The sequence below is a fragment of the Hungatella sp. SL.1.14 genome (genome assembly GCF_024460495.1).
Lineage (GTDB): Bacteria > Bacillota > Clostridia > Lachnospirales > Lachnospiraceae > Hungatella > Hungatella hathewayi.
In genome coordinates, this window is record NZ_JANFYJ010000003.1 from 140130 (window position 1) to 165219 (window position 25090).

Genomic DNA, 25090 nt, shown 5'->3' on the forward strand with positions numbered 1-25090 from the left:
GATAAAATAACTGATATAAATAGTATATGCTATTTTGTATATTTTATCAACTAAAACTGGAACTTTTTAAGGATTCCATATACGCTTTTGGGGTAACTCCAGTATATTTTCCAAATACCCGGATAAAACTGTTTGCGCTGTTAAATCCTACCATCAGGCTTACTTCTGCGATTTTAATCCCCGGTTTTTGCTGCAGCAATTCTTTGGCTTTTTCAATTCGATAGCGGTTTAGATAGTCTTTGAAGTTCTGGCCGCTCAGCTGTTTGAACAGAATTCCGCAGTATTTTGGTGAGATGTTAAACTGGTCTGCCATGTCGTTTAACATAATATCATCGGTGTAATTCGTGTGAATATAATGGATCATCTCATTGAGAAGCTTCTCATCATTGGTCTCTCCACGGCAGTTTACAGCGGTGAGAATGTCCTGTATCGCATGACGGAGCGTGGTGATGGTTACCGAGTCATTCCAGTGCTCGTATAAATATTTGAAGTTTAAGTCTTCCTTAAGAAGGGCCTCCGGCGATGTCTTCAGCTCCTGGAAGACACGGCCCAGTGTGCCGATCAGGACATAAACGAAGCTTTGAATTGACTCGATGGACAGTGTTTTGTCTGCCAGATTCGTTCGGATCAGCTGATCGAAGATCTGGAGCGCTTCCTCCTTGCCTTCCACGATACAGTGAACCAGCCTGTTCTCCATGGAGAGAGGATAGGAATAAGTGACTGCATCCACGGAACGGATCTGTTCAAAGGTCAGGATATTGGCATGGCCGTATACGTGTTTGTATTCCAGAATCCGCAGCGTCTCCTGATAGGCCAGCCATATCCGGTTTAAGCCGCTTCTGGGATTGCTTAAGGCAATCCACTGGTTGATCGTCTCATCCTCGGGCTTCTGTGTCAGATAGCGGAGCAGTTCGTAAAGCTGCAGGAGAATTTCATCCGTGCCGCCGTTTTTTACGATCAAGGCGCACCGTGCGGAATCCAGGTCTACAAATGTCATATCCGGTATATTCATGGTAAACTCATGGACATACTGCTTTAAAATAACGATACAGCTGGGGGAGGAGCCCTCGTTTACCGGCTGGAACTCCACGACTGCCACGCTGTAATCCTCTTCCGGCTCCCCGCCGCATTCTGCATGGCTCTCCGGCTGGGGTGCGAAGAGGAGACGGCGGTATTGCTGCTGGGAGGCGAGGCGTTCGTTCTCGTCCATGGCCTCCATCAGTGTCTTGCTCAAGGATTTTATCTTCTCCGAATTCTGTCGTAAGATCTTAAATTCATCAATGGGTTTTCCGTCTTCGGGAGATTCCATGGAATCTTCCACAACTTCCCGGATTGGCTTATAGAGTGCTTCTACCAGCAGCGCGATGAAAAAGGTGAAAATGCAGGCCGCCGTGACCAGAATCAGCAGAAAGAATACGATCTGGCCGGAATCCAGCATGTAGCTGTCATAGATGTAGGCGATTTCCCAGCCAATGGCGGGCAGGGTTGTGGGAAATACGTATTCCTTCCCCAGCTTGAAGTATTCCTGCTGTCCGATGCCGGAGCCAGCCGCTTTCATTCCCAGATTTATCAGCTGGGAAAACAGTTCATCCATCTCGTCATCCCGATGGCTTACCGCCAGCAGCCGGTCGTCGCTGCAGAGCAGAAAACGGCCTGGCCTGGCAGAACCTGTGAGGGTTTCAATCGGAATGGTTACAAAGCAGAGAAGGCTGGAGGAATACCGGTAATCTTTTACGATATAGTAAACGGATTTTAACCGGTCCTCCTCGTAATGCGGCAGGCAAAACGGCCGGTTGGAAGCGGAAAAATGGTGATCCATGGATTCCATTTCTTCTACCGATAATCCCTTGATGCGTCTTAAAAACTGATCTCTGTCCACGGTTCCCGACTGATCCAGGACCATACCGTAGGTGTTTCCGTCAAATTCAAGCGGTCCTACCGTGGTAACGGCCAGCTCATAATTGAGCATGGAGGAGTCCGTCGTGATGATTCTCAGCTGTTTTAAGGCAGTGATGGAGTTGAAATAAAAATCATTGGCGGAAGAAGAATTTACCCATTTTGTGATGCTCTTATCACGGCTGACATCATTAACTGCCCGTGAAATCAGATTCATGGCAATATTGGAATTGGCTTCCAGCGCCGCCGTGGAGTTTGACAGATTGTGAATATAGCTGCTTTTTTGCTGCAGATGAAGGTAACTGCCCGACAGTACCGCAAGCAGAGTGATAACAATAGTACCGGTTGTAATCAGAATTTTATACAGGCGGTTTTTATAGATACCAGATGAAAACATAATGTCAGACCATCTACTTTCGTTTAATCTCCAGGGCGTACTTCTCCACCGCGCTGAGACCCTGATGATGCTCAAATCCCAGCGGATGGCGGCGGTAGCCTGCGGTACCTGCCGTCTTCAGGGAGAAGAAAGGGTCGTCGCTCTTTTTAAGATGCTGTTTCAGCAGGGAACGGTATCGTTCCAGAACCGGGGCGTACTCCTGTTTTCCTGCCAGGTTGGTTTTCTCATATCTGTCCCGTTTCATGTCGTAGAGCTCCTCGCTGTCCGGTTCCAGATAACAGATATACTTATACTCTTCATCGCAGATCATGCGTCCGGGGACGGTATAATCACGGAATTCATCGTACCATTCCGCCACGGCTGCGGTTCGGTCGGAACGGGTCTTTGCCCCCGTGATCTGTGGCATGAGGGAAATCCCTTCCACTCCAGCCGGGCAGGGAATGCCTGCATAGTCCAGAAGCGTGGGAACCAGGTCCAGAAGAGAGGTGATGCCGCCGATGCGGTTCTGTTTTTTGTACAGTGGGGCTGCATTCTTATTACAGGAGCCGGGAGTACCGGATTTGTTATCTCCGGCAGGGAGCGAGAAGAAAAATGGTACCCGGTTTGTCTCCTCGTAAAAAGCGCCATACTTTGTCACAAGGTGGTGAGACGCCATCCCTTCCCCGTGATCAGCCAGAAATACAACCATAGTCTGGTCTGCAGCTCCGCTTTCTGCAAGCGCTTCGAGAATCTGCCCGATCTGTTTGTCCACCATGGCCAGATAATAGTAATAGGCGTATAAATAGTGGCGGAAATCATCCTCCTTCCAGCCGCTGGCCTGGCGCTGTCTTCTGTGGGCACAGCAGAGATACTGGATGAATTCCGGCCGGTTGGCAATATCGTTAAAATCGTAATTTTCCGGCAGAGGCGGAAGCTCCCGTTCCAGCGGGAAATCCCCGTATCCTTCGCTGTGTTCTCCGATATAGGCACAGATATTGTGCGGATTCTGCAGGTCTGAGACCATGAGAAACGGCCCTTCTGGTCTGGAAGACAGGTACTGGACGGATTTTTCCGTGGTATCGATATCCAGGAAGGTTTCATAGTCGAATTTGATGGCTGGATTCGTGCGGGGAACGTGGATTTCCTCGGATTCAATCACCTGAAATCCTCTCAGAGCCCCATAGTCATGAGTCTTGCCAAAATGTACACAGTCATAACCGGCACGGGAAAACAGTTCTCCCAGCGTCGGAATCCCGTCGGAAACCGCGGGAAAGCCCTGATCCGGCAGGTTGGAGAGCACGCCGGTCTGGTGCGGATAGCGGGAGGTCCAGAAAGAGGCCCGGGCTGGCTGACAAAGAGGACAGGATGTATAGGCATACTCCATGACGGCGCTCCCGGCCGCCAGTCTGTCGAGATTCGGTGTGTCAGAATATGTATTGCCATAGGCACTTAACGCCGTGGCGGAAAGCTGATCGCAGATGATGATTAAAATATTTTTGTGCTGCTGCATGATAGTTACCCCCATTCATTTACTGTAACAGAATACTTTCACTGAAAAGCATGTAAAACGAGTATAAGGGAACGCGCAGTAAAAATCAACAAAATGACGCGAATCGGGTGAATTGGTGATGAGTTGAAAAATGAATATAAAAAAGCAGTCCTATTGCAGATGACCTGAAAAACAGTGATTTACTTTTCCTGCAGAACCGGTATAAAGTGGATTTCAGAGAAACGCTTCAGCCGCAAATCTGCCTGTTTTAATTTTGAGCTGAACCATTTCGAACAATATTCATTATGAGAGGGGAGTTACAAATGCTTAAGCAACCGGGTGGAAACAACAAGAAACAATCCTGCCTGCACCAGGTCAGAAAGAACTGGGATTTATACCTTCTTCTGCTTCCGGGTGTCCTGTGGTTCCTGGCTTTTGCCTACAAGCCCATGGCCGGTCTGGCGATTGCCTTTTACGATTACAACATATTTAAGGGAATCTCGGGAAGCACCTTCGTGGGGCTGGACAATTTTATTACCTTTTTAACAGGAAGGGATTTTTTAAGGGTTCTGAAAAACACACTGATGATCTCCTTCTGGCAGCTGGTAGTCTGTTTCCCGATACCGATCATTCTGGCAATCGCGGTTACGGAGATGAAGAACAAGTTTGTCAGCAAGATGACACAGATGACCACGCTTCTTCCCCATTTTGTATCAGTCGTAGTCGTATGCGGTATTGTGGTCAACTTTCTGTCTCCCAGTACCGGTATCGTCAATATGATCCTGGAGAAGCTGGGAATGGAGCCGGTATACTTTATGGTACAGCCTCAGTATTTCAGAGGGATCTACACGATTATGACCCTGTGGCAGAATGCGGGCTTCAATGCGCTGGTCTTTATAGCGGCAATCATGGGAATCGATCCGCAGCTGTATGAGGCGGCCACTGTGGATGGCGCCGGAAAATGGCAGAAAATCAAGAATATTACCGTACCGGCGATTCTTCCGACGATTGTCACCATGCTGGTGTTAAATATCGGAAAGATGGTAAAGGTGGGATACGAGGCTATCCTCCTGCTGTACCAGCCGTCCACGTTTGCCAAAGCAGATATCATCGCTACGTATTCCTACCGTCTTGGATTTGAAAATGGGAACTACGGCCTTGCCACCGCGGTCGGTATGTTCGAGGCGGTCGTTGCGCTGATACTTGTCACCATGGCCAACCGGTTAAGCCGTAAGCTTTCCGATACGGCACTTTGGTAAGGAGGAGCGAGATGAAAAAGAAAAAAAACCATCAGGGACAGGTAATCGGAACAGGCGAGAAGGTATTTAACATCGGTATGGCAATCCTTGGAATTCTGATCAGTCTGGTTGTGCTTTATCCGATCTATTACGTGCTGATTGCTTCGCTCAGCCAGCCGTATTATGTGGAGAGCGGCGATGTGATGTTTGCAGTCAAACATTTTACACTGGCAAGCTACAGGGAGGCAGTGAAGAAGAGCGGCATCTGGCTGGCATATGGAAACACCATATTCTACACGGTTGCCGGTGTGGCGGTAAATATGCTTTTTACGACGACCATGGCCTATGCTCTCAGTAAAAAGAAGCTGGTTTTCCGCAAGTTTTTTACTTTATTTACCATATTCACCATGTGGTTCAACGCGGGAATTATCCCCATGTACTTAACCTTCAAGGATTTCAGTCTGCTAAATACCAGAACGGCCATTGTCCTTGGATTTGCGATCAACACATACAACCTGATTATTATGAAGAGCTTCTTTGAGCAGCTTCCCGAGGCGCTGGAGGAAGCGGCCTTTATCGATGGAGCCAACCATATCATCACATTTTTCAAGATTTATTTGCCGCTTTCCAAGCCCGCGCTGGCTACGGTGGGACTGTTTTACGCGATTAACCGGTGGAACAGTTACTTCTGGGCCATGCAGCTGTTAAATGATGACAGAAAGGCGCCGCTGCAGGTACTGTTAAAGAAGATGATTGTAGACAGGGTGGCCAATGCCTCGGAGGCGGCAATCGTAACACAGAATTCATTAAGTTCTCCAACCACGGTAATTTATGCTATGATAATCATAGCCATTGTTCCGATGCTGGTGGTATTTCCGTTTGTGCAGAAATACTTTAAGACCGGTGTCACCGTTGGAGGCGTGAAGGGTTAAAACTAATATATCTATGAGGAGGTAACACAATGAGAAAAAGAAGACTTATGGCGGCGGCAATGGCGGCAGTAATGCTTGCGGGTACACTGGCAGGCTGTTCTGCAAAGAGCGGCAGCGATGGCACTGAGGCAGCAAAAGAGGAGAGCGGTACCGGACAGGCCGCTGCGGAGGAGACGCTGGAAGGCAGTCTGGTGAGTAAGGAGCCAAAGGAGTTTACCGTATTTTTAAACTTTAACAATATGCCGTTCGATTCCAGCTGGCAGGTATGGCAGGAGGCGGCAAAGAGAACGAATGTAAGCCTGAAGGGCACTATTTCCCTTTCGAATTCCAATGAAGAAGAGGCATTTAACCTGATGATGAGCTCCGGCAATCTGGCGGATATCATCGGTTACGTAGATGCTTCCTCACTGGAAAAGCTGGGGCGCGACGGCGGCATGATTCCGTTAAATGATCTGATTAAAGAGCATGCGCCCAATATCCAGAAGGTGCTGGATGAGGATGCCAGATTCCGCCAGACGGCGTATTCCCTGGACGGAAATATCTACCAGATTCCCAAAAATCAGGAACTGAAGGCCGCTGAATTCTGGTGGATCAGACAGGACTGGCTGGATAAGCTGAACTTAAAGGCTCCGACTACGGTCGATGAGCTTCATGATGTGCTGTACGCGTTCCGCAATGAAGATCCCAACGGAAACGGATTAAAGGACGAGATTCCGCTGTTTGACCGTGCCGGATGGAAACAGCCGGATGAGTACCTGTATCTCTGGGATACCAGCCTTGAATTTTATCCGAGAGACGGGCAGATGAAATACGAGCCTCTGGAAGAAAACTTTAAAACAGGCGTTACAAATATGATCAAATGGTATCAGGAAGGCTTAATTGATCCGGAAATCTTCACGAGGGGGGCATCCTCCCGGGATACTCTGCTTGGCGGAGATGTCGGGGGCTGTACACACGACTGGGTAAGTACGGCAAACTATAATACCACGCTTCAGGAGACCATTCCGGGATTTCAGATGGTGGCCATCGCACCGCCGGCTGACCAGAACGGCGTCGTTAAGGAACGTGTATCCAGATATCCTGGCGTAGGCTGGGGAATCTCTTCCCAGTGCAAGGATCCTGTGACCGTAATTAAATTTATGGACTACTTCTTCACGGAGGAAGGAAGCGACTTAATGAACTGGGGAATCGAGGGAGATACCTTCACAAGGGATGCCGATGGCAGTAAGCACTTTACTGACAAGGTTCTTCAGTCTGAGCTGACTCCGATCGGATATCTCCGCTCCATCGGCGCCCAGTACCGGATTGGTATGTGCCAGGATGGAGACTACGAGTATGCGACCATGAAGGAAGACGGAATCGAGGCAAATAAGCTGTACAACGGTCATGACGAGTGGTTCGACGATTCCCTGCCGCCTTACCTCGACGGAAAAATGGCGTTAAAGTATACGTCAGATGATGAGACAGAGTATAAAAACATCATGGCAAGCATCAAACCTTATGTAGATGAAAAATTCCAGTCCTGGATCCTCGGTGTCAATGATTTTGATTCGGAATATGATTCCTTTATCAAGGAGTTAAAGGCGAGAGGCATCGACCGGGCGCTGGAAATCAATCAGAAGGCGTATGAGACATTTCTGGGAGAAGACCGATAAATGAAAAAGAAGAATCTGTTATACATCTTTGCCGACCAGTGGCGTGCCCAGGCCATTGGTGCGGCGGGAGAGGATCATGTGAGCACGCCTCATATGGACCGTTTTGCCGGGGAGAGCATGGCATTTGACCACGCGGTCAGCACGTATCCGCTGTGCTCGCCCCACCGTGCCTCTCTGCTGACCGGGAAGTATCCGTACTGCTGCGGCATGTGGACCAACTGTAAGACCGGTCTGGACGAAGCTGTCATGTTAAGGCCTCAGGAGGTAACCATCTCCGATGTCCTTCATGAAAACGGGTATGAGACCGCTTATGTGGGCAAATACCATCTCGACGCCAGCGAGATGAACTTTCATGAAAAGCCGGAATCCGGCGCGGTGAACTGGGATGCCTTTACTCCTCCGGGAGAGAGACGCCATCACTTTGATTTCTGGTATTCCTACGGAGCAATGGATCAGCATATGTCGCCCCATTACTGGAGAGACGACCCTCAAAAGATGGAAGGCAGAACCTGGTCGCCGGAGCATGAGACGGATGTGGTGCTGGATTATTTGGACAACCGGAATAAGGAGAAGCCGTTCTGCCTGTTCCTGTCCTGGAATCCGCCCCATCCCCCTTACGATCTGCTTCCGGAAAAATACGCGGACCATTACCGGGGAAAGGAACTTGTATTTCGCGGAAACGTTCCGGAGGAGTTAAGATCCGATGAAGCGTTCCGAAAGAAATTCGCAGAGTACTACGGAGCCATAGAAGGACTGGATGATAATTTCGGCCGGATCATGGAATATCTGGACCGGGAGGGCCTGGAAGAAGATACGATTGTCGTACTGTCGGCGGATCACGGGGATTGTATGGGTTCCCATGGCCTGATGGGAAAGAACATCTGGTACGATGAGTCGATCCGGATCCCTCTCTATATCAGGGGGCCCCGGATAGCGGCCGGACGCACTGATGCCCTGATTGCCAGTCAGGACCATATGCCCACACTGTTAGAACTGCTGGATGCAGCGGTTCCCGACACGGTTCAGGGAAGAAGCTTTGCCTCCCTGGCCCGGGGGGAATCCATGGAGGAGGAACCGGAGCATGCCTTTCTCTGCATGATACCGGGCATGCCGGAACTGGTGGAAGAGTACCGGAAGCTGGGATTAAATAACAAGGCATTTGGCTGGCGGGGGATTAGGACGAAGGACAGTACCTATATTATTGACAATGGAACATCTCCATCTGCGACACAGAGACGGCTGTTTTACGATAATCAGAAAGATCCTCTCCAGTTAAATCCCATCGAACTGGATAAGGGGTCTGCCCTGGCCAATGCTTATGATGAGGTGATAGAATCCTATTTAAGGAAAACGAGAGATCCGTTTCTGATGTAAAAGAGGAACGGAGAGAGAGGAGACAGAATATGGCGCAGACGATGGAACGAATCCGTCAGTATCCGGGTACGGATGCGGCGATGAGGAAGAAATATATGGATGCGGCTGCGGAGATCATACGATCCAATCTGCCGGAATTTACTGAGTTTTTTGAGAGTTCCAACAGCGAGGGCGGCTTTTATCTGCCAACAGAAAATGTTGAATGGACGACCGGATTCTGGACCGGCGTGATCTGGCTGGCTTATGAATATACAGGAGAGGCATGTTTTAAAGAGGCGGCGGAATCACAGGTCGAAAGCTTTTTAAAACGGATCAGGGAAAAGATCGATGTAAATCACCATGACATGGGATTTCTCTACAGCCTTTCCTGCGTGGCAGCCTATAAGCTGACCGGCAGCAGTCATGCCAGAGAAGCAGCCCTTCTGGCAGCGGATCATCTGGCCGGCCGTTACCGGGAAAATGGCCGTTTTATCCAGGCATGGGGCAACGTCAATGAACCGTCGGAATACCGTCTGATCATCGACTGCCTGCTGAACCTGCCGCTGCTCTACTGGGCCAGCGAGGTTACCGGAAATCCTGATTACGCCGATAAGGCGGCAAACCACATTAGAACAGCGATGAAGTGTGTGATGAGACCGGACTGCTCCACCTACCACACCTATTTTATCAATACGGTGACCGGAGAACCGGACCACGGCGTCACCCATCAGGGAAACCGGGACGGTTCTGCCTGGGCAAGAGGCCAGGCGTGGGGCGTATACGGCATCGCCTTGAGCTACCGGTACCTAAAAAAGCCGGAATACCTTGAGTTATTCTGTAAGGTCACCGATTATTTTATCACCTATTTGCCGGAAGATCTGGTTCCGTACTGGGACTTCGATTTTGATACGGGAAGTACAGAGCCACGTGATTCCTCAGCTTCGGCCATCGCCATCTGCGGAATTCTGGAGATGAGCCGTTATCTGGACGAAGAGACGGCAGAAAAGTATCTGACAGCCGCCGATAAGATGCTCCGGGCTCTGCTGGATCACTGCGCCAACACGGATAAAACCCGCTCCAACGGCCTTTTGCTTCATGGAACGTATGCGCGGGATTCCGAGTATAATACATGCAGAAACAGGGGCGTTGATGAATGTAATACATGGGGTGACTATTTTTATATGGAAGCGCTGACCAGGAGAATGAAGGACTGGAATCCTTACTGGTAGAAGAGAACAGAACTTTATAAAGCTTTGATAAAGAAATGGGGAACCGTGGCCGAATGCCGCTGGTTCCCCATTTCTTTTCTGACGGCTGTCGTTGTTTTACCCGATGTTAAAGTGCCTGTATAACTGTTCCCGATAATCCTCATCTTTAATTGCGCGTTTTAAATCATCGGTTCGTTTCTGATCTAAGAGAAGTTCTGTGAGAGCAGCCATCCTTCGTTCGCCCTGTTCAATATTCTCCCTGTCTCTCTGCATCAATGTCATATATTCCGCCTCCATTTCTTTGTTCTGTTTTACCGCGGTTACTCTCTGATGGATCTTTTTGACCAGTGGACTTTTAGCCTGCCGGGCAAAGGTGTCGGTGGTGTTTTCTATGTAGGCCAGAAATTCTTTCATCTCATCATCTACGTCGTCAAGGGTTCCTCTTGTATTTAAAAACAGTTTCGTTGCCTCATCTCCCAGGAGAAGCCCGGGGCTTTCGAGACAGGTGTTCTGAAAGGTGTAGATATGCCGGCCTTCTGTAAAAGGGTCAAAGGTACAGATAAAAATAATGTAGCTTCGGCGCAGGCGGGTATAGGGTTCGCCTTTTGAAATAGCGTCCAGATCAATATTACCCTGGTAATAGCGGCTGCGCTTGGGAAGCGGTCCGCGCTTACCGCGCTGCATTTCACAGTTATAGATGGTTCCGATGTCATCATTCACATAGATATCGAGTCTCACGCCTTTGCTGTCCGGCAGTAAATCGATGGTTTTCTGCTGTTCGGGAAGGACGATTTTTCTGATAGATATATTCAAAATTTTCTCCAGTACACAGCGGCAGATCTCTTCGTCACACATAACTCTGGAAAAAAGGAAATCATCCTCCAGATTTAAGTCCTCCATTCGTTTTTCCATGGTATATTCTCCTTCTATTTTATCATAAACACTGAAATCATGAAAGACCAATATAACGGATCAGTTCAGACTGCCGGAAAAAAGCCGGTGTGGCCTGCGTCGTTGGAGGTTTCGCGGATTAGATTGTTGTCCTTTAGATAAGTGATAATACGGCTGGCAGCACGGGATGAGATCTGGAGTTTTTCACAGAGAAGGCGGTTAAGCCATTTACCGCCCAGCATCATATCGCTGTTTTTTCTGACGGAATACCAGGCTGCAATTTCTGTCAGGGCGCGGTCCGTCCAGAATTCCGGATTTTTTCGCTGGGGATCAATTTCGAAGAGGGTAAGCAGATCGCATTTGAAATGGCAGAATCGGGAAATATCCTGATAGTGGGAGGTGTGATCGTCGATGCAGAATAAGTGGATGTGCTTTCCTTTATAGGTGAGGCGGCTCATGATGGGAATCATATCACTGTCGGAGGTGAGGAAGACGAAGGTATCGATCTCGGGGGATCGGTAGTAGATTTCAAGGGCGTCCACGGAGAGCTCAATGTCGGAAGCATTCTTCCGGTATTCTTCTTCCAGACCGTTTCCATAGACATTCTTTATCTGTACCCGCATTTCCTGGAGATGCTTTAGGGATACACCTACCTGGTCGTAATCGGCGTACGCCCGCAGGGTACGGATCTTGTTGATGGAATAAATCCGCTCCATCAGCGAAAAGACGCAGTATTCAGGGGATTCGGGATTGACACCGTATTCCTTCAGACTGTAATAGATGTTGTCAAAGTCGACGAAAATGCCTACATTTTCAGACGCAGAGTTGCACTGCTGCATACATGTTTTTAAGATTGCTTCGTTCATGAGGATTCTCCTTCAGATGTGGTATTAGACCGTTTAAGAAAACGGAAGATAAATAGATATGCCAGAATATGGCTGATAGAATTAGAATACCAGAGGACGGAGACAATTGCAAGGATTTCTTTCATAAATCACAAAGCAAAATCATAAAGCAAAATTATAAAACCCCGCGGGTAACGGGCCCAGGAAAGACGGCCGGGCATTCCGTCATATAAACAGTACAGCAGCACAGTAAACGAGCAAAAGTGCCATAACCAGATTTACAGCCTTCGTATGTCTGGAGAAAAAATTACAGAATGCAGCCCCGAACAATGCCCACACGAAGGAACCGGAAGCACCGATCAGCGACAACAGTACGGCGAAGCCGGCCAATGCTCCTGGTGAATGGAAGACTGGAAGAATATAAAGAGATATTGTGGTTATTGCATAAATATATATCTTGGGATTGAAAAACTGCAGGATCATGCCGGAGAGAAAACCGGCTCCGTCTTTTTGTCCGGCATCTAAATCAGCCGTACTCTGTAAGACTTTCCATGCAAGATACAGCATATAGACTCCTCCTGCGATCTGCATGACAGGTTTTACCTTTGGCAGCAGGGAATAAAGCGCTGCACTGAAGATGGTACAGACGGCCATGACCACTGAGAAGCCTGCAAGGATGCCGAAATTAAAACGGATGCTTTTGCGGAAGCCGAGCCGTACGGCATTGCTCATAGACAATAGGTTATTAGCTCCAGGCGTATAGGCGGTGATAAAACAATAAATTAAAAAATCAGATAAATGAAACATATGGAGCCTCCTTATTCCCTGAAAAAGTTCCTTCCGCTTTACAAATCTCAGGAAGAACTATATAATGATATAAAATGATTAATATATTGTACTGTACGATATAATAATACAATATGTACGATATAATGTCAATAGAAGGAGGCATTTTTATGGACCCCATGAATACAATTGTTGCTAAAAATATAAAACGGCTGCGGGAAGAGAAGAAACTGAGCATGGAGGAACTTTCCAAACTGAGCAGTGTAAGTAAGAGTATGCTTGCACAGATTGAACGCGGGGAGGGGAATCCGACTCTGTCCACATTATGGAAGATTTCCAATGGCATGAAGGTTCCGTTTGACGCCCTCACCGTACGCCCTGAGCGCGTATATGAGATCGTGAAGACGTCGGAAGTTCAGCCTCTTTTGGAAGACAGCGGAAAGGTTAAAAACTATTCTATTTTTCCTGATGACGAGAATCGCAGATTTGCAGTGTATTATCTGGAACTGGAGGAAGGCAGTTATTGGGAATCAGAACCGCATCTGAAGGGGACAACAGAGTTTATTACCGTATTTGAGGGCGGGATCGTCATCCGGGTGGATGGGCAGACGTTTCCGGTTGAAAAAGGAGAGAGTATTCGGTTTCGGGCAGACAATCCCCATTCCTACCGGAATACAGGAGCTGGGAAAGCGGTTTTGCATATGATTCTTTATAATCCTTAAGCCGGTTTTTCTGTACAGGGAACAGAAGAAAAAACGGAGCAGGCATTTTCTGTCTGCTCCGTTTTCAAGTATGAAATATGATCGGTCTGATACAGGCGGGCAAGCCGCTCTTCCCGGCGAAAATGCCGGTTTTTTCGCTTTATTTCCCGTTCTTCTTCTCCAGCTCCTGCATCTTCATGGCGCGTACCTTTAACGGCAGGCCGAATAAGGTGATGAAGCCGTCAGCGTCGTGGTGATCGTATAAATCGCCGGTGGTGAAGGAAGCGAGGGACTCGCTGTATAAGGAGTATGGGCTTGTAGTGCCGGCCTTGATGATATTGCCTTTGTAAAGCTTGAACTTAACTTCGCCGGTTACATACTGCTGAGTAGATTCCACAAAAGCCTGGATTGCCTCACGGAGAGGGGTAAACCATTTTCCTTCATAGACGATCTGGGCGAATTTGTTGCCCATGTCTTTCTTGACTTCCATGGTGGCGCGGTCTAACACCAGCTCTTCTAACTGCTGGTGAGCCTCCATCAGGATGGTTCCGCCGGGAGTCTCATAGACGCCGCGGGACTTCATGCCTACGACACGGTTTTCAACGATATCAACGATGCCGATGCCGTGCCTGCCGCCCAGTTCATTTAATTTCCGGATGATATCGGAAACCTTCATTGCTTCGCCGTTTACGCTGACGGGAACGCCTTTTTCAAAGGTCATGGTAACGTATTCGCCTTCGTCCGGAGCCTTTTCAGGAGAAACGCCGAGAACCAGTAAATGATCGTAATTCGGTTCGTTGGCCGGATCCTCCAGTTCCAGACCTTCGTGGCTGATATGCCATAAGTTCCTGTCACGGCTGTAGCTGTTGTCTGCGGAGAACGGAAGGTTGATGCCGTGCTGTTTGCAGTATTCGATCTCGTCTTCGCGGGACTGCATGGTCCATACATCGGTCATACGCCATGGAGCGATAATCTTTAAATCAGGAGCCAGAGCCTTGATGCCCAGCTCAAAACGGATCTGGTCGTTCCCTTTTCCTGTGGCGCCGTGGCAGATGGCGGTAGCGCCTTCCTTGCGGGCGATTTCGACCAGCCTTTTAGCGATGGCCGGACGTGCCATGGAGGTGCCCAGTAAATATTTATTCTCATAGACGGAATTGGCCTGAACACATGGAACGATGTAGTTGTCGCAGAAATCATCGACTAAATCTTCTATGTATAATTTGGATGCGCCGGATAATTTGGCTCTCTCCTCGAGGCCATCCAGTTCATTGCCCTGACCGCAGTCGATGCAGCAGCAGACAACTTCATAATCAAAATTTTCTTTTAACCACGGAATAATAGCAGTTGTGTCGAGTCCGCCTGAATAGGCTAAAATAACTTTCTCTTTCATATTAAGAATCCTCCTGAATATAGATCGTGAACATTTCCCCAAAGCCTGTAAAACTCTGTTTCCTGGCTTCTTGAACTTTCATAAATATACACCATTATCAAGGAAAATGCAAGAGTAAAATAAAAATATTCAAAAAAAACTTGCATAATATGCATTTGCAATGTATAATTATGAACTATCATTACCGGAGAAAACATGGCTTCGGTAAAGCGGTATAAAAAAGAATACAGGAAAACCCCAAAAGGGACTTTTCTTTCAGAAGGAAAGTTACTATAATCAAGGCAGGACAGTAACAGGCACGGAGTATGAACTACGGTAATCCAATAGAAGAGGAGAATGATTATGATGAAAGCAGGAATCATGGGAGCAACCGGATATGCGGGCGGTGAGCTGGCAAGGCTGCTTTTGCAGAGAGATGATGTGGAAATTACATGGTACGGGTCCAAGAGCTACGTGGGCCAGAAGTACGCGTCGGTATTTAAAAACATGGTACAGTTTGCAGATGATGCATGTATGGATGATAATATGGAAGCGCTGGCAGAGCAGGTCGATGTCATATTCACGGCCACACCCCAGGGATTCTGTGCGTCTCTCATGAATGAGGCGGTTTTATCAAAGGCCAAGGTCATTGATTTAAGCGCTGACTACCGGATTAAGGACGTGGCAGTGTATGAGAAGTGGTATAAAATAGAACATAAGACACCGGAATATATTAAGGAAGCCGTATACGGACTGCCGGAAATCAACAGGGACAAGATCAGAGACGCCCGTCTGATCGCCAATCCGGGCTGTTATCCCACCTGCTCTTTCTTATCGGTCTATCCGCTGGTGAAGGAGGGACTCATCGACCCCAACACGGTGATCATCGACGCAAAGTCGGGAACATCAGGCGCGGGGCGCGGGGCCAAGATCGATAACCTGTACTGTGAGGTCAATGAGAGTATCAAGGCCTACGGCGTCGGCGTTCACCGCCATACACCGGAGATTGAGGAGCAGCTGTCCCTGGCGGCGGGAAAGCCTGTGACCATCAGCTTTACACCGCATCTCGTTCCCATGAACAGAGGCATTCTGGTGACGGCCTACGGAACTTTGCTTAAGAGCGTGACCTATGAAGACGTGAAGGCAGTCTACGATAAATATTACGAGAACGAGTATTTCGTGAGAGTGCTGGACCGGGATGAAGTACCTCAGACAAAATGGGTTGAGGGCAGCAACTTTGTAGATGTGAACTTTAAGATTGATCCGAGAACGAACCGGATCGTCATGATGGGAGCCATGGATAATCTGGTGAAGGGAGCCGCAGGGCAGGCGATCCAGAATATGAACATCATGTTCGGCCTTCCGGAGAATCAGGGACTGAAGCTGGTTCCAATGTTCCCGTAACGGAAGCAGGCATTTCTAAGCAGGAAGGAAAGCGTAAGGGAAGAGCGTATGACAATCAGGACAATGACGATAGACGACTACGACCAGGTCTGGCATTTATGGTCTGGAATCAAAGGATTTGGGATCAGAACCCTGGATGATTCCAGAGAAGGGGTAGAAAAGTTTTTAAAGAGAAATCCATCCACCAGCGTGGTGGCGGAGGAGGCTGGGACTGTGATCGGAGCGATTCTCTGCGGCCATGACGGGAGGAGGGGCTGTATGTACCATGTCTGTGTGGCTGAGAAGTACAGGAAACACGGAATCGGCCATCAGATGGCGCTGGCAGCCATGGATGCGCTGAAGGCGGAGGGGATTAACAAGGTGAGTCTGATTGCATTTAAGTCCAACACCATCGGAAATAAATTCTGGAGAAAAGTCGGCTGGACATTCCGGGATGATTTGAATTACTATGATTTTACACTGAATGAGGAAAATATCACAAGATTCATTGAATAACAGAGAGGAGCAGGTCAGGTATGAAGAAGACAGACGGCGGCGTAACTGCCGCGAAAGGATTTTTGGCCGCATCGACAGCTGCGGGCATCAAGTATAAAGACCGCATGGATATGGCGATGATATACAGTGAGAAGCCGTGTAAGGCGGCGGGAACCTTTACGACGAATATCGTGAAGGCGGCTCCTGTAAAATGGGATCAGGAGGTGGTATCTGCTTCCCCGTATGCCCAGGCTGTCGTGGTAAATGCAGGAATCGCCAACGCCTGTACCGGAGCGGAAGGGTACGGATACTGTCTGGATACGGCGAAGGCGGCCGCGGAAGCTTTACAGATTCCGGAGAGTGCAGTTCTCGTGGCTTCTACCGGTGTAATCGGCATGCAGCTTCCCATGGACCGGATTACGGCTGGAATCAAAGCCATGGCCCCCGGCCTTTCCGGTACGCTGGAGGGGGGAACCGCCGCGTCGAAGGCGATCATGACCACCGATACGGTGAATAAAGAGGTGGCGGCAACCTTTACGGCGGGAGGAAAGACCGTGACCATCGGCGGCATGTGCAAAGGCTCCGGTATGATTCATCCCAATATGTGCACCATGCTCAGCTTCGTCACCACGGATCTGGCCATATCAAAAGAACTTCTGACGGAAGCACTCCGCGAGGATATCAAAGATACATACAACATGATCTCTGTTGACGGAGACACTTCTACCAACGATACCGTTCTTCTGCTGGCCAACGGCATGGCGGGGAATCCTGAAATCACGGAGAAAAATGAAGATTACCAGGAATTCGTGAAAGCCCTGAACTTCATCAATGAGACGCTGGCAAAGAAGATGGCCGGTGACGGTGAAGGCTGCACAGCGCTGTTTGAAGTGAAAATAGTGGGGGCGGAGACGAAAGAGCAGGCGGTGACCCTGGCCAAATCGGTGATTACCTCCAGCCTGACAAAGGCCGCAATCTTCGGCCATGACGCAAACTGGGGCAGAATTCTCTGTGCCATGGGATACTCCGGCGCTGTGTTTGACCCGGAGAACGTGGATTTGTATTTTGAGAGTGCAGCGGGAAAACTCCAGATTATTGAAAATGGGGTTGCGCTTCCCTACAGCGAGGAGGAGGCCACGAAGATCCTCTCAGAGCCGGAGGTGACGGCCACTGCCGATATTAAGATGGGATCGTGTTCGGCGACGGCGTGGGGCTGTGACCTTACCTTTGATTATGTGAAAATCAATGCGGACTACCGTTCCTGACAGAAAACACGGTACCGGAATTTTGTGAGAAAAGAGAAGGAACGATGGCAGTAAAAGATGATTACATCATGCGGATGATAGAGGATATGGCGAGAGTTCTGGCCCGCCTGATTCTCGGAAAAGACGATATCAATTACGTTCTGCCGGAAGATGAGAAATTTACAGCGACCCACAGTCTATACAAGAAGCTGATCACCATGGCAGACGAAGGACAGATCAACGAGGCGGAGAATATCCTGCTCGATGAACTGGTGGATAAGAGTTCCGGGTATTTTGAAATGGCGGCGTCATTTTATCTTCATTTGAATGAATATGATGACGAATTTCTCGATTCGCATCAGTTTTCCAGGGAAGAGATTCAAGAGGGAATTGAGCATTTGGGTAAAGAATTTGGCGTAGATTTGCCATTCCACTAACAAGGAGGAGCAGAGAAATGGATTTAGATCAGAGCATTATGCAGAAGGCGGAAGTACTGATAGAAGCACTTCCATATATTCAGCGGTTTAACCGGAAAATTATCGTCGTAAAATACGGCGGCAGCGCCATGGTGGATGAAGAACTGAAAAAGCATGTGATTCAGGACGTCGTCCTGTTAAAGCTGGTAGGCTTTAAACCGATTATCGTCCACGGCGGCGGCAAGGAAATCAGCAAATGGGTCGGAAAAGTGGGCATGGAGCCGCAGTTTATCAACGGCCTGCGTGTGACAGACGAGCCGACCATGGAAATCGCCGAGATGGTGCTTAACCGGGTGAACAAGAGCCTGGTGCAGCTGGTCAATGAGCTGGGAGTGAAGGCGGTCGGCATCAGCGGCAAGGACGGCATGATGCTGCAGTGTAAAAAGAGATACGCGGACGGCGAGGATATCGGTTATGTGGGCGATATCACCGGAGTGGACCCGCAGATTATCTATGACCTGTTAGAAAAAGATTTTCTTCCTATCATTTGTCCGGTGGGATTTGACGAAGAGTTTAAGACGTACAACATTAACGCGGATGATGCAGCCTGTGCCATTGCTACGGCGATGGAGGCAGAGAAACTGGCATTTCTGACTGATGTGGAGGGGGTATACAGGGATTTTGAAGATAAGGAATCCCTGATTTCCGAAATGACCATCGACGAGGCCCAGGATTTTGTGAGCAGCGGGACACTGGGCGGGGGGATGCTTCCAAAGCTTCAGAACTGTATTGATGCCATGAAGCAGGGGGTTTCCAGAGTCCATATTATGGATGGACGGATTCCACACTGTCTGCTCCTGGAAATCTTTACGAATAAGGGGATTGGAACTGCCATATTTAAGACGGGAGATGAGAGGTATTACCATGCCGAATAAACAGGAATATATCCAAAAAGCGGAACAGGAATTTTATAAGACATACAACCGTTTTCCGGTCATATTTGATCATGGAGACGGCGTATTCCTCTATGATACGGAAGGCGAAGAGTATCTCGACTTCGGGGCGGGCATCGCGGTCATGGGCCTTGGTTATAATGACAAAGAGTACAACGAGGCTGTGAAGACACAGGTAGATAAGCTTCTTCATACCTCCAACTTATTTTACAATGTGCCTTCCATCGATGCGGGAGAGAAGCTTCTGGCGGCATCCGGCATGGATAAAGTGTTCTTTACCAACAGCGGGACCGAAGCCATTGAGGGCGCTCTGAAGATCGCCAGAAGGTACGCCTACAATAAGGCGGCCGGAGAGAAGCGGGGAGAAGGCTGCGTCCACGAGATCATTGCCATGCGCCATTCCTTCCACGGAAGAAGCATGGGAGCATTGTCGGTCACAGGTAATGACCATTACCAGGAGCCGTTTAAGCCGCTGATTCCGGGAATTAAATTCGCTGATTTTAATGATCTGGACAGTGTGAAGGCGCTGGTAAATGAGAATACATGCGCGGTTATCATGGAGACTGTTCAGGGCGAGGGAGGGATCTATCCTGCAGAAGAGGAATTCTTAAAGGGTGTCCGGGCGCTGTGTGATGAACACGGCATGCTGCTGATCCTCGATGAGATCCAGTGTGGTATGGGGCGTACCGGTTCCATGTTTGCGTGGCAGCAGTACGGCGTGAAGCCGGATGTCATGACGGTGGCCAAAGCGTTGGGAAACGGGGTGCCGGTGGGCGCATTCCTGGCCTCCGGGAAAGCGGCAGAGGCAATGGTTCCGGGAGATCACGGCACCACCTACGGCGGAAACCCGCTGGTGACAGCGGCGGCTGACACCGTGTTAAGTATATTTGAAAAGCGCGGGATTGTGGACCATGTGAATCAGATCGGCGGCTATCTGTGGAAAAAGCTTGATGAACTGGCTGACCAGTTTGACTGCATTACCGGCCACCGGGGCATGGGGCTGATGCAGGGGCTGGAGTTTCATATGCCGGTTGGACCCATTGTGCAGAAGGCGCTTCTCGAAGAAAAGCTGGTGTTAATCAGCGCGGGCAGCAGTATCATTCGATTTGTACCACCGCTCATTATAGAGAAGGAACACGTGGATGAGATGGTAAAGCGTCTGGCTAACGTGCTGAAGCAGACGGAAATCTGAACGTGAACGTAATATGGAAAAGACTGAGGCATTGCACTCCAGGGGGCAATGCCTCAGTCTTACTTATGTAAAATTGCTTTCTCCACGCTCCAGTAAAAATTCTCTTCGCCAATCATATCATAGATATCGGAGCGTTTCAGCATTGCCATCGTGCTGGTGGGGACTCCGCACAAAAGAATGCGTTTTCCTTCCGCCTGCAGATCAGACAGTACATGCATGAAAGCAATTGCTCCCGAGATATCCATATAGGAAACGCCGCGCATGGACAGCAGTACCGTATCATACTCCTTTGTACAGGTTTCCATTTCTTCGATTGCCTGAGTATTGGCAAAGATGACGGAGCCGGTCAGATAGGCAACGACTGCGTTGCCGAACTCCTTTGCCAGCGCCGCATCCGAGCTGCGGACACGGTCCATGTTTACCTTTTCATAATTAATTTCAATATTTGCCAGTCGGCTGACGAGAAGAACCAGAGCGGTGACGACGCCGATCAGGATTGCGGTTGTCAAGTCGAATACGATGGTGGCCGCCATGGTGATCAGATATTTGGCGGCGGCTCCCTTGAAATGATGGGAGAAGATATACCTGATTTCCTGCCAGTCATTCATACGGAACGCGGTAACCATCAGTACGCCCGCAAGAGCGGAGAGCGGGATTTTTGCCATTACAGGCCCCAGGATAAACATGAATGCCAGAAGTCCCAGCGCGTGGAAGATGCCGGTCAGCCTTGTCCGGGCGCCGGATTTCAAAGCGACGCTGGTACGTGCGATGGCGGCAGTGGCAGGGATTCCTCCGAAAAAGGGAAGGATAATATTGCCGATCCCCTGCGCCACCAGCTCCTGGTCGCTGTTTAGCCGTACATTTGCCATTTTTCCTGCGCTGGCACCGCATAACAGGCTTTCGATCATTCCCAGCATGGCGATGCTGACGGCAGGTCCGATCAATCCGCTGAGATGATCAGGTGTAATTGCGGATAAGTCTAACCGGGTGTCCAGAAAAAGTGTTTTCGGGATCGCTCCGACGGTCTGAATGTCAAGGTTCAGGATGACGGACAGTACCGTTGCAAAAATAATACTTAAAAAAGAAGCGGGAACGACTGCATTCCATTTTTTCGGAAAGAAAACCATAAACAGGACAACGAAGAGGCCCAGGGCAGCGGCCTGGATATTGACAGGGAATCCCAGCTGGCCATAGCTTAACAGTTTTAAAATGGCGCTGGAGCCCTCTGAGGTGACACCAAAGAAGTTGTCGATCTGTCCCAGTGCGATGATGACGGCGATTCCGGAGGTAAAGCCTGTGATAACGGGAGCGGGAATGAAGCCCGTCAGTCTGCCGATATGAAAAATGCCGCACAGAACCAGCAGAATTCCCGCAATCAGTGTGGCGGTGAATACACCCTGCATTCCATACCGTGCGATGATGGAAATTAAGATGGCGGCCATGGCTCCCGTGGGACCTGATATCTGGTAATATCCGCCGGAAAGCGTACCGATGACGAGGCCTGCGATAATCGCGGTAACGAGGCCGGCCGCAGCAGTAGAGCCGCTGCTCACGCCAAATGCAAGCGCCAGGGGCAGTGCCACTGCCGCAACCGTCAGCCCGGCCATGAGATCCTTCATGCAGTCGGCGCCGCTGTAGTTTCGAAATTCAGATTTTAGCTGTGTTACGTAATTCTTGATCATTGTAATCCTATCCCATTCTCTTTGTTTTTGTGGTTCCAATGCAAAGCTGCCTTAAACCGGGATGAGTATAGCAGAAGAAAGGCAGGAAATCAATGAGATGGAGGCAGGGATGGAAAAAAATACAGGAGCGCAGCAGGAAGAAGCTCTGCAATTCAGCAATTGCGGAACAGCGTCAGCCCTTTCCGGTCGTATATAATAAAACTGTCAGGAAGAAAACGAAAAAGGAAGTGAGAGTGTTGGGACAGAAAGAGATCCTTATGGAGTGTGCGTTATATATCCGCTCGCATGCGAAAGAGCCGCTGTCAGTTCAGGGGCTGTCGAACCGGTTTGGGTATTCGGCCTGCCATTTTTCCCGGATGTTCCGGGCGGAAATGGGGGTTACCTTAATGGACTATGTAAAGCAGCAGCGCCTGTTCGGTGCGGCCAGGGAAATACGGGAGGGACGAAAAATTCTGGATGCCGCGCTGGATTACGGCTATGAGACACACAGCGGCTTCACCAGAGCCTTCCGGGCTCAATTCGGATATTCTCCCGCACTCCTCCGGGCATTTCGTGTCGGAGAGGCTTTCGAGAAAGGAGACTGGGAGAATATGGGGATTTATCTGAGAAACACACCGGTTCATGCACAGCCAGAGGAATTATATGGGCTGCTGTTTGAGGTGCTGGGGGAAGCCGGAACAGCGTACGGGAGAGGAAACGTGGAGGCCGTTTACGAGCTGGCCGAAAGAGTTTACGAAGGAAAAAAACGCCGCTCGGGAGACGAGTACGTGACGCATCCCCTTAATACTGCGATTATTCTGGCAGATATGGGGGCTGATGAGGACACGGTCTGTGCCGGTCTGCTCCATGATGTGTGGGAAATGGCAGACGAGCCGGAAACGTATTTGTCAGATCCTGCCGTCACACCGGCTGTGAAAGAGATTTTAAACGAATACAGAGAATTTGATAAGTACGCAAGCTGTGATGAGCGGGTGGTTCTGGTTGCACTAGCCGACCGGCTCCACAATATGAGAACCATCGATTTCGTTGATCCGGCTACATGGGAGGAGCGGGCGAAAATGACACTGGAGGTATTTGGTCCCATGGCGGCGGAATGCGGAAAGGTAAAATGCCGGATGGAGTTTGACGATCTGGCAGAAAAGTATTTAAGTAAATACGGGCCTGCACTGTAATTGTATGGACAGAGAAAGGAACGAAAAAAATAGTCTTTCCCGAATTTTGTGATTATGGTATAATGGCGGCAGACGTAATACAGGCGCCGGTTTGCCGCCGTTTAAAGGAAGGCAGAACAGAAGCGAAACCGTACGCTTCCCGCGGAGGGAATATGGCCGGGGCACAGATTAACTGCAGGCATTTAGTGAGACGGATCAGGAGGGAACTATGATCAAAGAAATGGTGACAGAAGAATTTCTGGCGGAATTATCATCAAAGAAACCAACTCCCGGGGGCGGCGGTGCGGCGGCACTGGGCGGTGCAACGGGAGTATCTTTGGGGCAGATGGTGATCAATCTGACTCTCGGCAAGAAAAAGTATGCGGACGTGGAAGAGGAGATGAAGGACCTTAACGGGCAGCTGGAAGCTCTGAAAGCAGAATTTCTCCATCTGGCCGATGAGGATGCGCAGGTGTTTGCGCCTCTGGCTGCGGCCTACAGTCTGCCAGGCACTACGGATGAGGAAAAAGCGCATAAAGCTGCGGTGCTGGAAGGACATCTCCTGACGGCAAGTCTCGTTCCGATCCAGGTGATGGAGGCTGCAGGGAAGGCTCTGCATATCATGGATATTCTGGCGGATAAGGGAAGCCGGATGGCGGTCAGCGATGTGGGCGTGGGTGTTCAGTTTATCAGAACGGCTTTAACCGGTGCGGTCATGAACGTGTGGATCAATACGAAATCCATGAAAGACCGGGAGAAGGCCGAAGAATTGAATCGATATGCGGATCAGATGATGCAGAGTGGGACCGCAGCGGCCGACGCGGTCTATCAGAAGGTGGAACACGCACTGCGCTGAAGAGGAGAGGAATAAAAAGATGATCACATTAAAAGGTGCAGAAGTTTCTGCAAAGATAAAAGAGGAGACGGCGGAGCTGCTGAAGCAGTGCGGCGGCAGGATACCGAAGCTTGCCATTATCCGTGTGGGTGAAAATCCGGACGATTTGTCGTATGAGCGCGGGGCGGTGAAGAAGATGGCGGCCTTTGGCCTTACGGCCGAAGTCTATGCCTATCCTGCGGATATTAGGGATGAGGGATTTAAAACGGAATTTCAGAGGATCAATGGAGATCCGGAGATCGATGGAATTCTTCTGCTCCGTCCGCTGCCGAAGCAGATCTGTGAGAAGGACATTGAGCGCATGATTGATCCGAAAAAGGATTTGGACGGAATATCGCCGGAGAATATCGCAAAGGTGTTTGCAGGTGACAGCACAGGCTATGCGCCGTGTACCGCGGAGGCGGTGGTCGAGACGTTAAAAGCGTATGAAATCCCCATTAACGGAAAGCGGGCGGTGATTGTAGGACGCAGCATGGTAGTCGGTAAACCGCTGGCCATGCTTCTGTTAAAGGAGAATGCAACCGTCACCATCTGCCACACGCGGACTGTGAATTTAAAAGAAACCTGCCGGAATGCTGAGATTCTGATAGCGGCAGCGGGCCGGGCGAAGATGCTTGATAAAGAGAGCGTCGGAAAAGACGCAGTGGTGATCGATGTGGGGATCAATGTGGACGAGAACGGAAAACTCTGCGGCGACGTGGATTTTGAGACGCTGGAGGGAACCGCGTCCATGGCGACGCCGGTGCCGGGCGGAATCGGTGCAGTGACGACAGCAGTGCTTGCAAAGCATCTGGTGATGGCGGCTGTCCGGAACGAGTAAATGAAAAACGGATCATACCAGTTTTTAAATTCATTGCCCTGAAAGAGATAAGAAGCTTTCATGGAATTCAGTGTTTTACAGCACATGATTTTCCGTGGGAGCTTCTTTCTTTATTGTTCA

Annotated in this window: 22 protein-coding genes; 15 read left to right on the plus strand and 7 right to left on the minus strand. The window is 49.5% G+C overall.

Features of this window, described 5'->3' with window-relative positions:
- Nucleotides 1-46: 46 nt before the first annotated feature.
- Complete coding sequence (locus NE473_RS04570; protein ID WP_256265167.1) at nucleotides 47-2293, minus strand: helix-turn-helix transcriptional regulator; 2247 nt, start codon at nucleotides 2291-2293, stop codon at nucleotides 47-49.
- 13 nt (nucleotides 2294-2306) lie between these two features.
- Nucleotides 2307-3782, minus strand: a complete 1476-nt coding sequence (locus tag NE473_RS04575) for a sulfatase family protein (RefSeq protein ID WP_242866075.1) — start codon at nucleotides 3780-3782, stop codon at nucleotides 2307-2309.
- 302 nt (nucleotides 3783-4084) lie between these two features.
- Between NE473_RS04575 and NE473_RS04580 the strand changes: the two genes are divergently transcribed.
- From NE473_RS04580 to NE473_RS04600, 5 genes are read left to right on the plus strand one after another with little or no spacing between them, the layout of a single operon-like run.
- Nucleotides 4085-5020, plus strand: coding sequence for an ABC transporter permease (locus tag NE473_RS04580; protein WP_022031030.1), 936 nt, complete (start codon nucleotides 4085-4087; stop codon nucleotides 5018-5020).
- 11 nt (nucleotides 5021-5031) lie between these two features.
- The gene (locus tag NE473_RS04585) at nucleotides 5032-5931 is read left to right on the plus strand and encodes a carbohydrate ABC transporter permease (protein WP_055649310.1); all 900 of its coding nucleotides are present in this window, start codon (nucleotides 5032-5034) and stop codon (nucleotides 5929-5931) included.
- A 29-nt stretch (nucleotides 5932-5960) separates the two neighbouring features.
- Nucleotides 5961-7586 (plus strand): extracellular solute-binding protein, encoded by a 1626-nt coding sequence (locus tag NE473_RS04590; protein ID WP_006775469.1) that lies wholly within the window; start codon nucleotides 5961-5963, stop codon nucleotides 7584-7586.
- Nucleotides 7587-8960, plus strand: coding sequence for a sulfatase family protein (locus tag NE473_RS04595; RefSeq protein WP_055649312.1), 1374 nt, complete (start codon nucleotides 7587-7589; stop codon nucleotides 8958-8960).
- A 29-nt stretch (nucleotides 8961-8989) separates the two neighbouring features.
- A complete protein-coding gene (locus tag NE473_RS04600; RefSeq protein ID WP_055649313.1) occupies nucleotides 8990-10168 on the plus strand; it encodes a glycoside hydrolase family 88 protein in 1179 nt (392 codons plus the stop codon).
- Nucleotides 10169-10264: 96 nt separating this feature from the next.
- Here NE473_RS04600 and NE473_RS04605 read toward each other — a convergent pair whose 3' ends face one another.
- From NE473_RS04605 to NE473_RS04615, 3 genes are all read right to left on the minus strand, one after another.
- Nucleotides 10265-11059, minus strand: a complete 795-nt coding sequence (locus tag NE473_RS04605; protein WP_050797853.1) for an Rpn family recombination-promoting nuclease/putative transposase — start codon at nucleotides 11057-11059, stop codon at nucleotides 10265-10267.
- Between the two features lie 65 nt (nucleotides 11060-11124).
- Entirely contained in the window at nucleotides 11125-11904 is a 780-nt protein-coding gene (locus NE473_RS04610) for an NYN domain-containing protein (RefSeq protein WP_006776192.1), read from the minus strand.
- A 204-nt stretch (nucleotides 11905-12108) separates the two neighbouring features.
- Nucleotides 12109-12690, minus strand: coding sequence for a LysE family transporter (locus NE473_RS04615; RefSeq protein WP_055649314.1), 582 nt, complete (start codon nucleotides 12688-12690; stop codon nucleotides 12109-12111).
- A 149-nt stretch (nucleotides 12691-12839) separates the two neighbouring features.
- Here NE473_RS04615 and NE473_RS04620 point away from each other — a divergent pair, with 149 nt between their 5' ends.
- Complete coding sequence (locus NE473_RS04620; RefSeq protein WP_022033615.1) at nucleotides 12840-13391, plus strand: helix-turn-helix domain-containing protein; 552 nt, start codon at nucleotides 12840-12842, stop codon at nucleotides 13389-13391.
- 139 nt (nucleotides 13392-13530) lie between these two features.
- Here the strand turns inward: NE473_RS04620 and NE473_RS04625 are convergent, their stop codons facing one another.
- On the minus strand, nucleotides 13531-14760 hold the full coding sequence (locus NE473_RS04625; protein ID WP_006776197.1) for an argininosuccinate synthase: 1230 nt from the start codon (nucleotides 14758-14760) through the stop codon (nucleotides 13531-13533).
- Nucleotides 14761-15102: 342 nt separating this feature from the next.
- Between NE473_RS04625 and argC the strand changes: the two genes are divergently transcribed.
- Genes argC through NE473_RS04655 form a run of 6 tightly spaced genes read left to right on the plus strand, consistent with a single transcriptional unit; the run spans nucleotide 15103 to nucleotide 20422 of the window.
- Nucleotides 15103-16143, plus strand: coding sequence for an N-acetyl-gamma-glutamyl-phosphate reductase (gene argC / locus NE473_RS04630; RefSeq protein ID WP_055649315.1), 1041 nt, complete (start codon nucleotides 15103-15105; stop codon nucleotides 16141-16143).
- 48 nt (nucleotides 16144-16191) lie between these two features.
- Nucleotides 16192-16638 (plus strand): GNAT family N-acetyltransferase, encoded by a 447-nt coding sequence (locus NE473_RS04635; protein ID WP_006776200.1) that lies wholly within the window; start codon nucleotides 16192-16194, stop codon nucleotides 16636-16638.
- Between the two features lie 20 nt (nucleotides 16639-16658).
- On the plus strand, nucleotides 16659-17882 hold the full coding sequence (argJ, locus tag NE473_RS04640) for a bifunctional glutamate N-acetyltransferase/amino-acid acetyltransferase ArgJ (RefSeq protein ID WP_055649316.1): 1224 nt from the start codon (nucleotides 16659-16661) through the stop codon (nucleotides 17880-17882).
- A 44-nt stretch (nucleotides 17883-17926) separates the two neighbouring features.
- The gene (locus NE473_RS04645) at nucleotides 17927-18298 is read left to right on the plus strand and encodes a DUF6483 family protein (RefSeq protein WP_006776202.1); all 372 of its coding nucleotides are present in this window, start codon (nucleotides 17927-17929) and stop codon (nucleotides 18296-18298) included.
- A 17-nt stretch (nucleotides 18299-18315) separates the two neighbouring features.
- Nucleotides 18316-19212 carry an acetylglutamate kinase gene (argB, locus tag NE473_RS04650; RefSeq protein ID WP_006776300.1) on the plus strand — a complete coding sequence of 299 codons (897 nt, stop codon included), beginning with the start codon at nucleotides 18316-18318 and terminating at the stop codon, nucleotides 19210-19212.
- Entirely contained in the window at nucleotides 19202-20422 is a 1221-nt protein-coding gene (locus NE473_RS04655; protein WP_022033612.1) for an aspartate aminotransferase family protein, read from the plus strand. The genes argB and NE473_RS04655 overlap by 11 nt, the downstream gene beginning before the upstream one ends.
- Before the next feature lie 59 nt (nucleotides 20423-20481).
- On the opposite strand, the gene NE473_RS04660 is transcribed toward NE473_RS04655, so the two are convergent.
- Complete coding sequence (locus tag NE473_RS04660) at nucleotides 20482-22104, minus strand: SulP family inorganic anion transporter (RefSeq protein ID WP_055649317.1); 1623 nt, start codon at nucleotides 22102-22104, stop codon at nucleotides 20482-20484.
- Nucleotides 22105-22196: 92 nt separating this feature from the next.
- Between NE473_RS04660 and NE473_RS04665 the strand changes: the two genes are divergently transcribed.
- The 3 genes from NE473_RS04665 (at nucleotide 22197) to NE473_RS04675 (ending at nucleotide 24970) form a co-directional block, all read left to right on the plus strand.
- Nucleotides 22197-23276 (plus strand): helix-turn-helix domain-containing protein, encoded by a 1080-nt coding sequence (locus tag NE473_RS04665; protein ID WP_242866076.1) that lies wholly within the window; start codon nucleotides 22197-22199, stop codon nucleotides 23274-23276.
- A 208-nt stretch (nucleotides 23277-23484) separates the two neighbouring features.
- The gene (locus NE473_RS04670; protein WP_055649318.1) at nucleotides 23485-24111 is read left to right on the plus strand and encodes a cyclodeaminase/cyclohydrolase family protein; all 627 of its coding nucleotides are present in this window, start codon (nucleotides 23485-23487) and stop codon (nucleotides 24109-24111) included.
- A gap of 19 nt (nucleotides 24112-24130) precedes the next feature.
- Nucleotides 24131-24970, plus strand: a complete 840-nt coding sequence (locus NE473_RS04675) for a bifunctional 5,10-methylenetetrahydrofolate dehydrogenase/5,10-methenyltetrahydrofolate cyclohydrolase (RefSeq protein ID WP_055649319.1) — start codon at nucleotides 24131-24133, stop codon at nucleotides 24968-24970.
- Nucleotides 24971-25090: the final 120 nt, after the last annotated feature.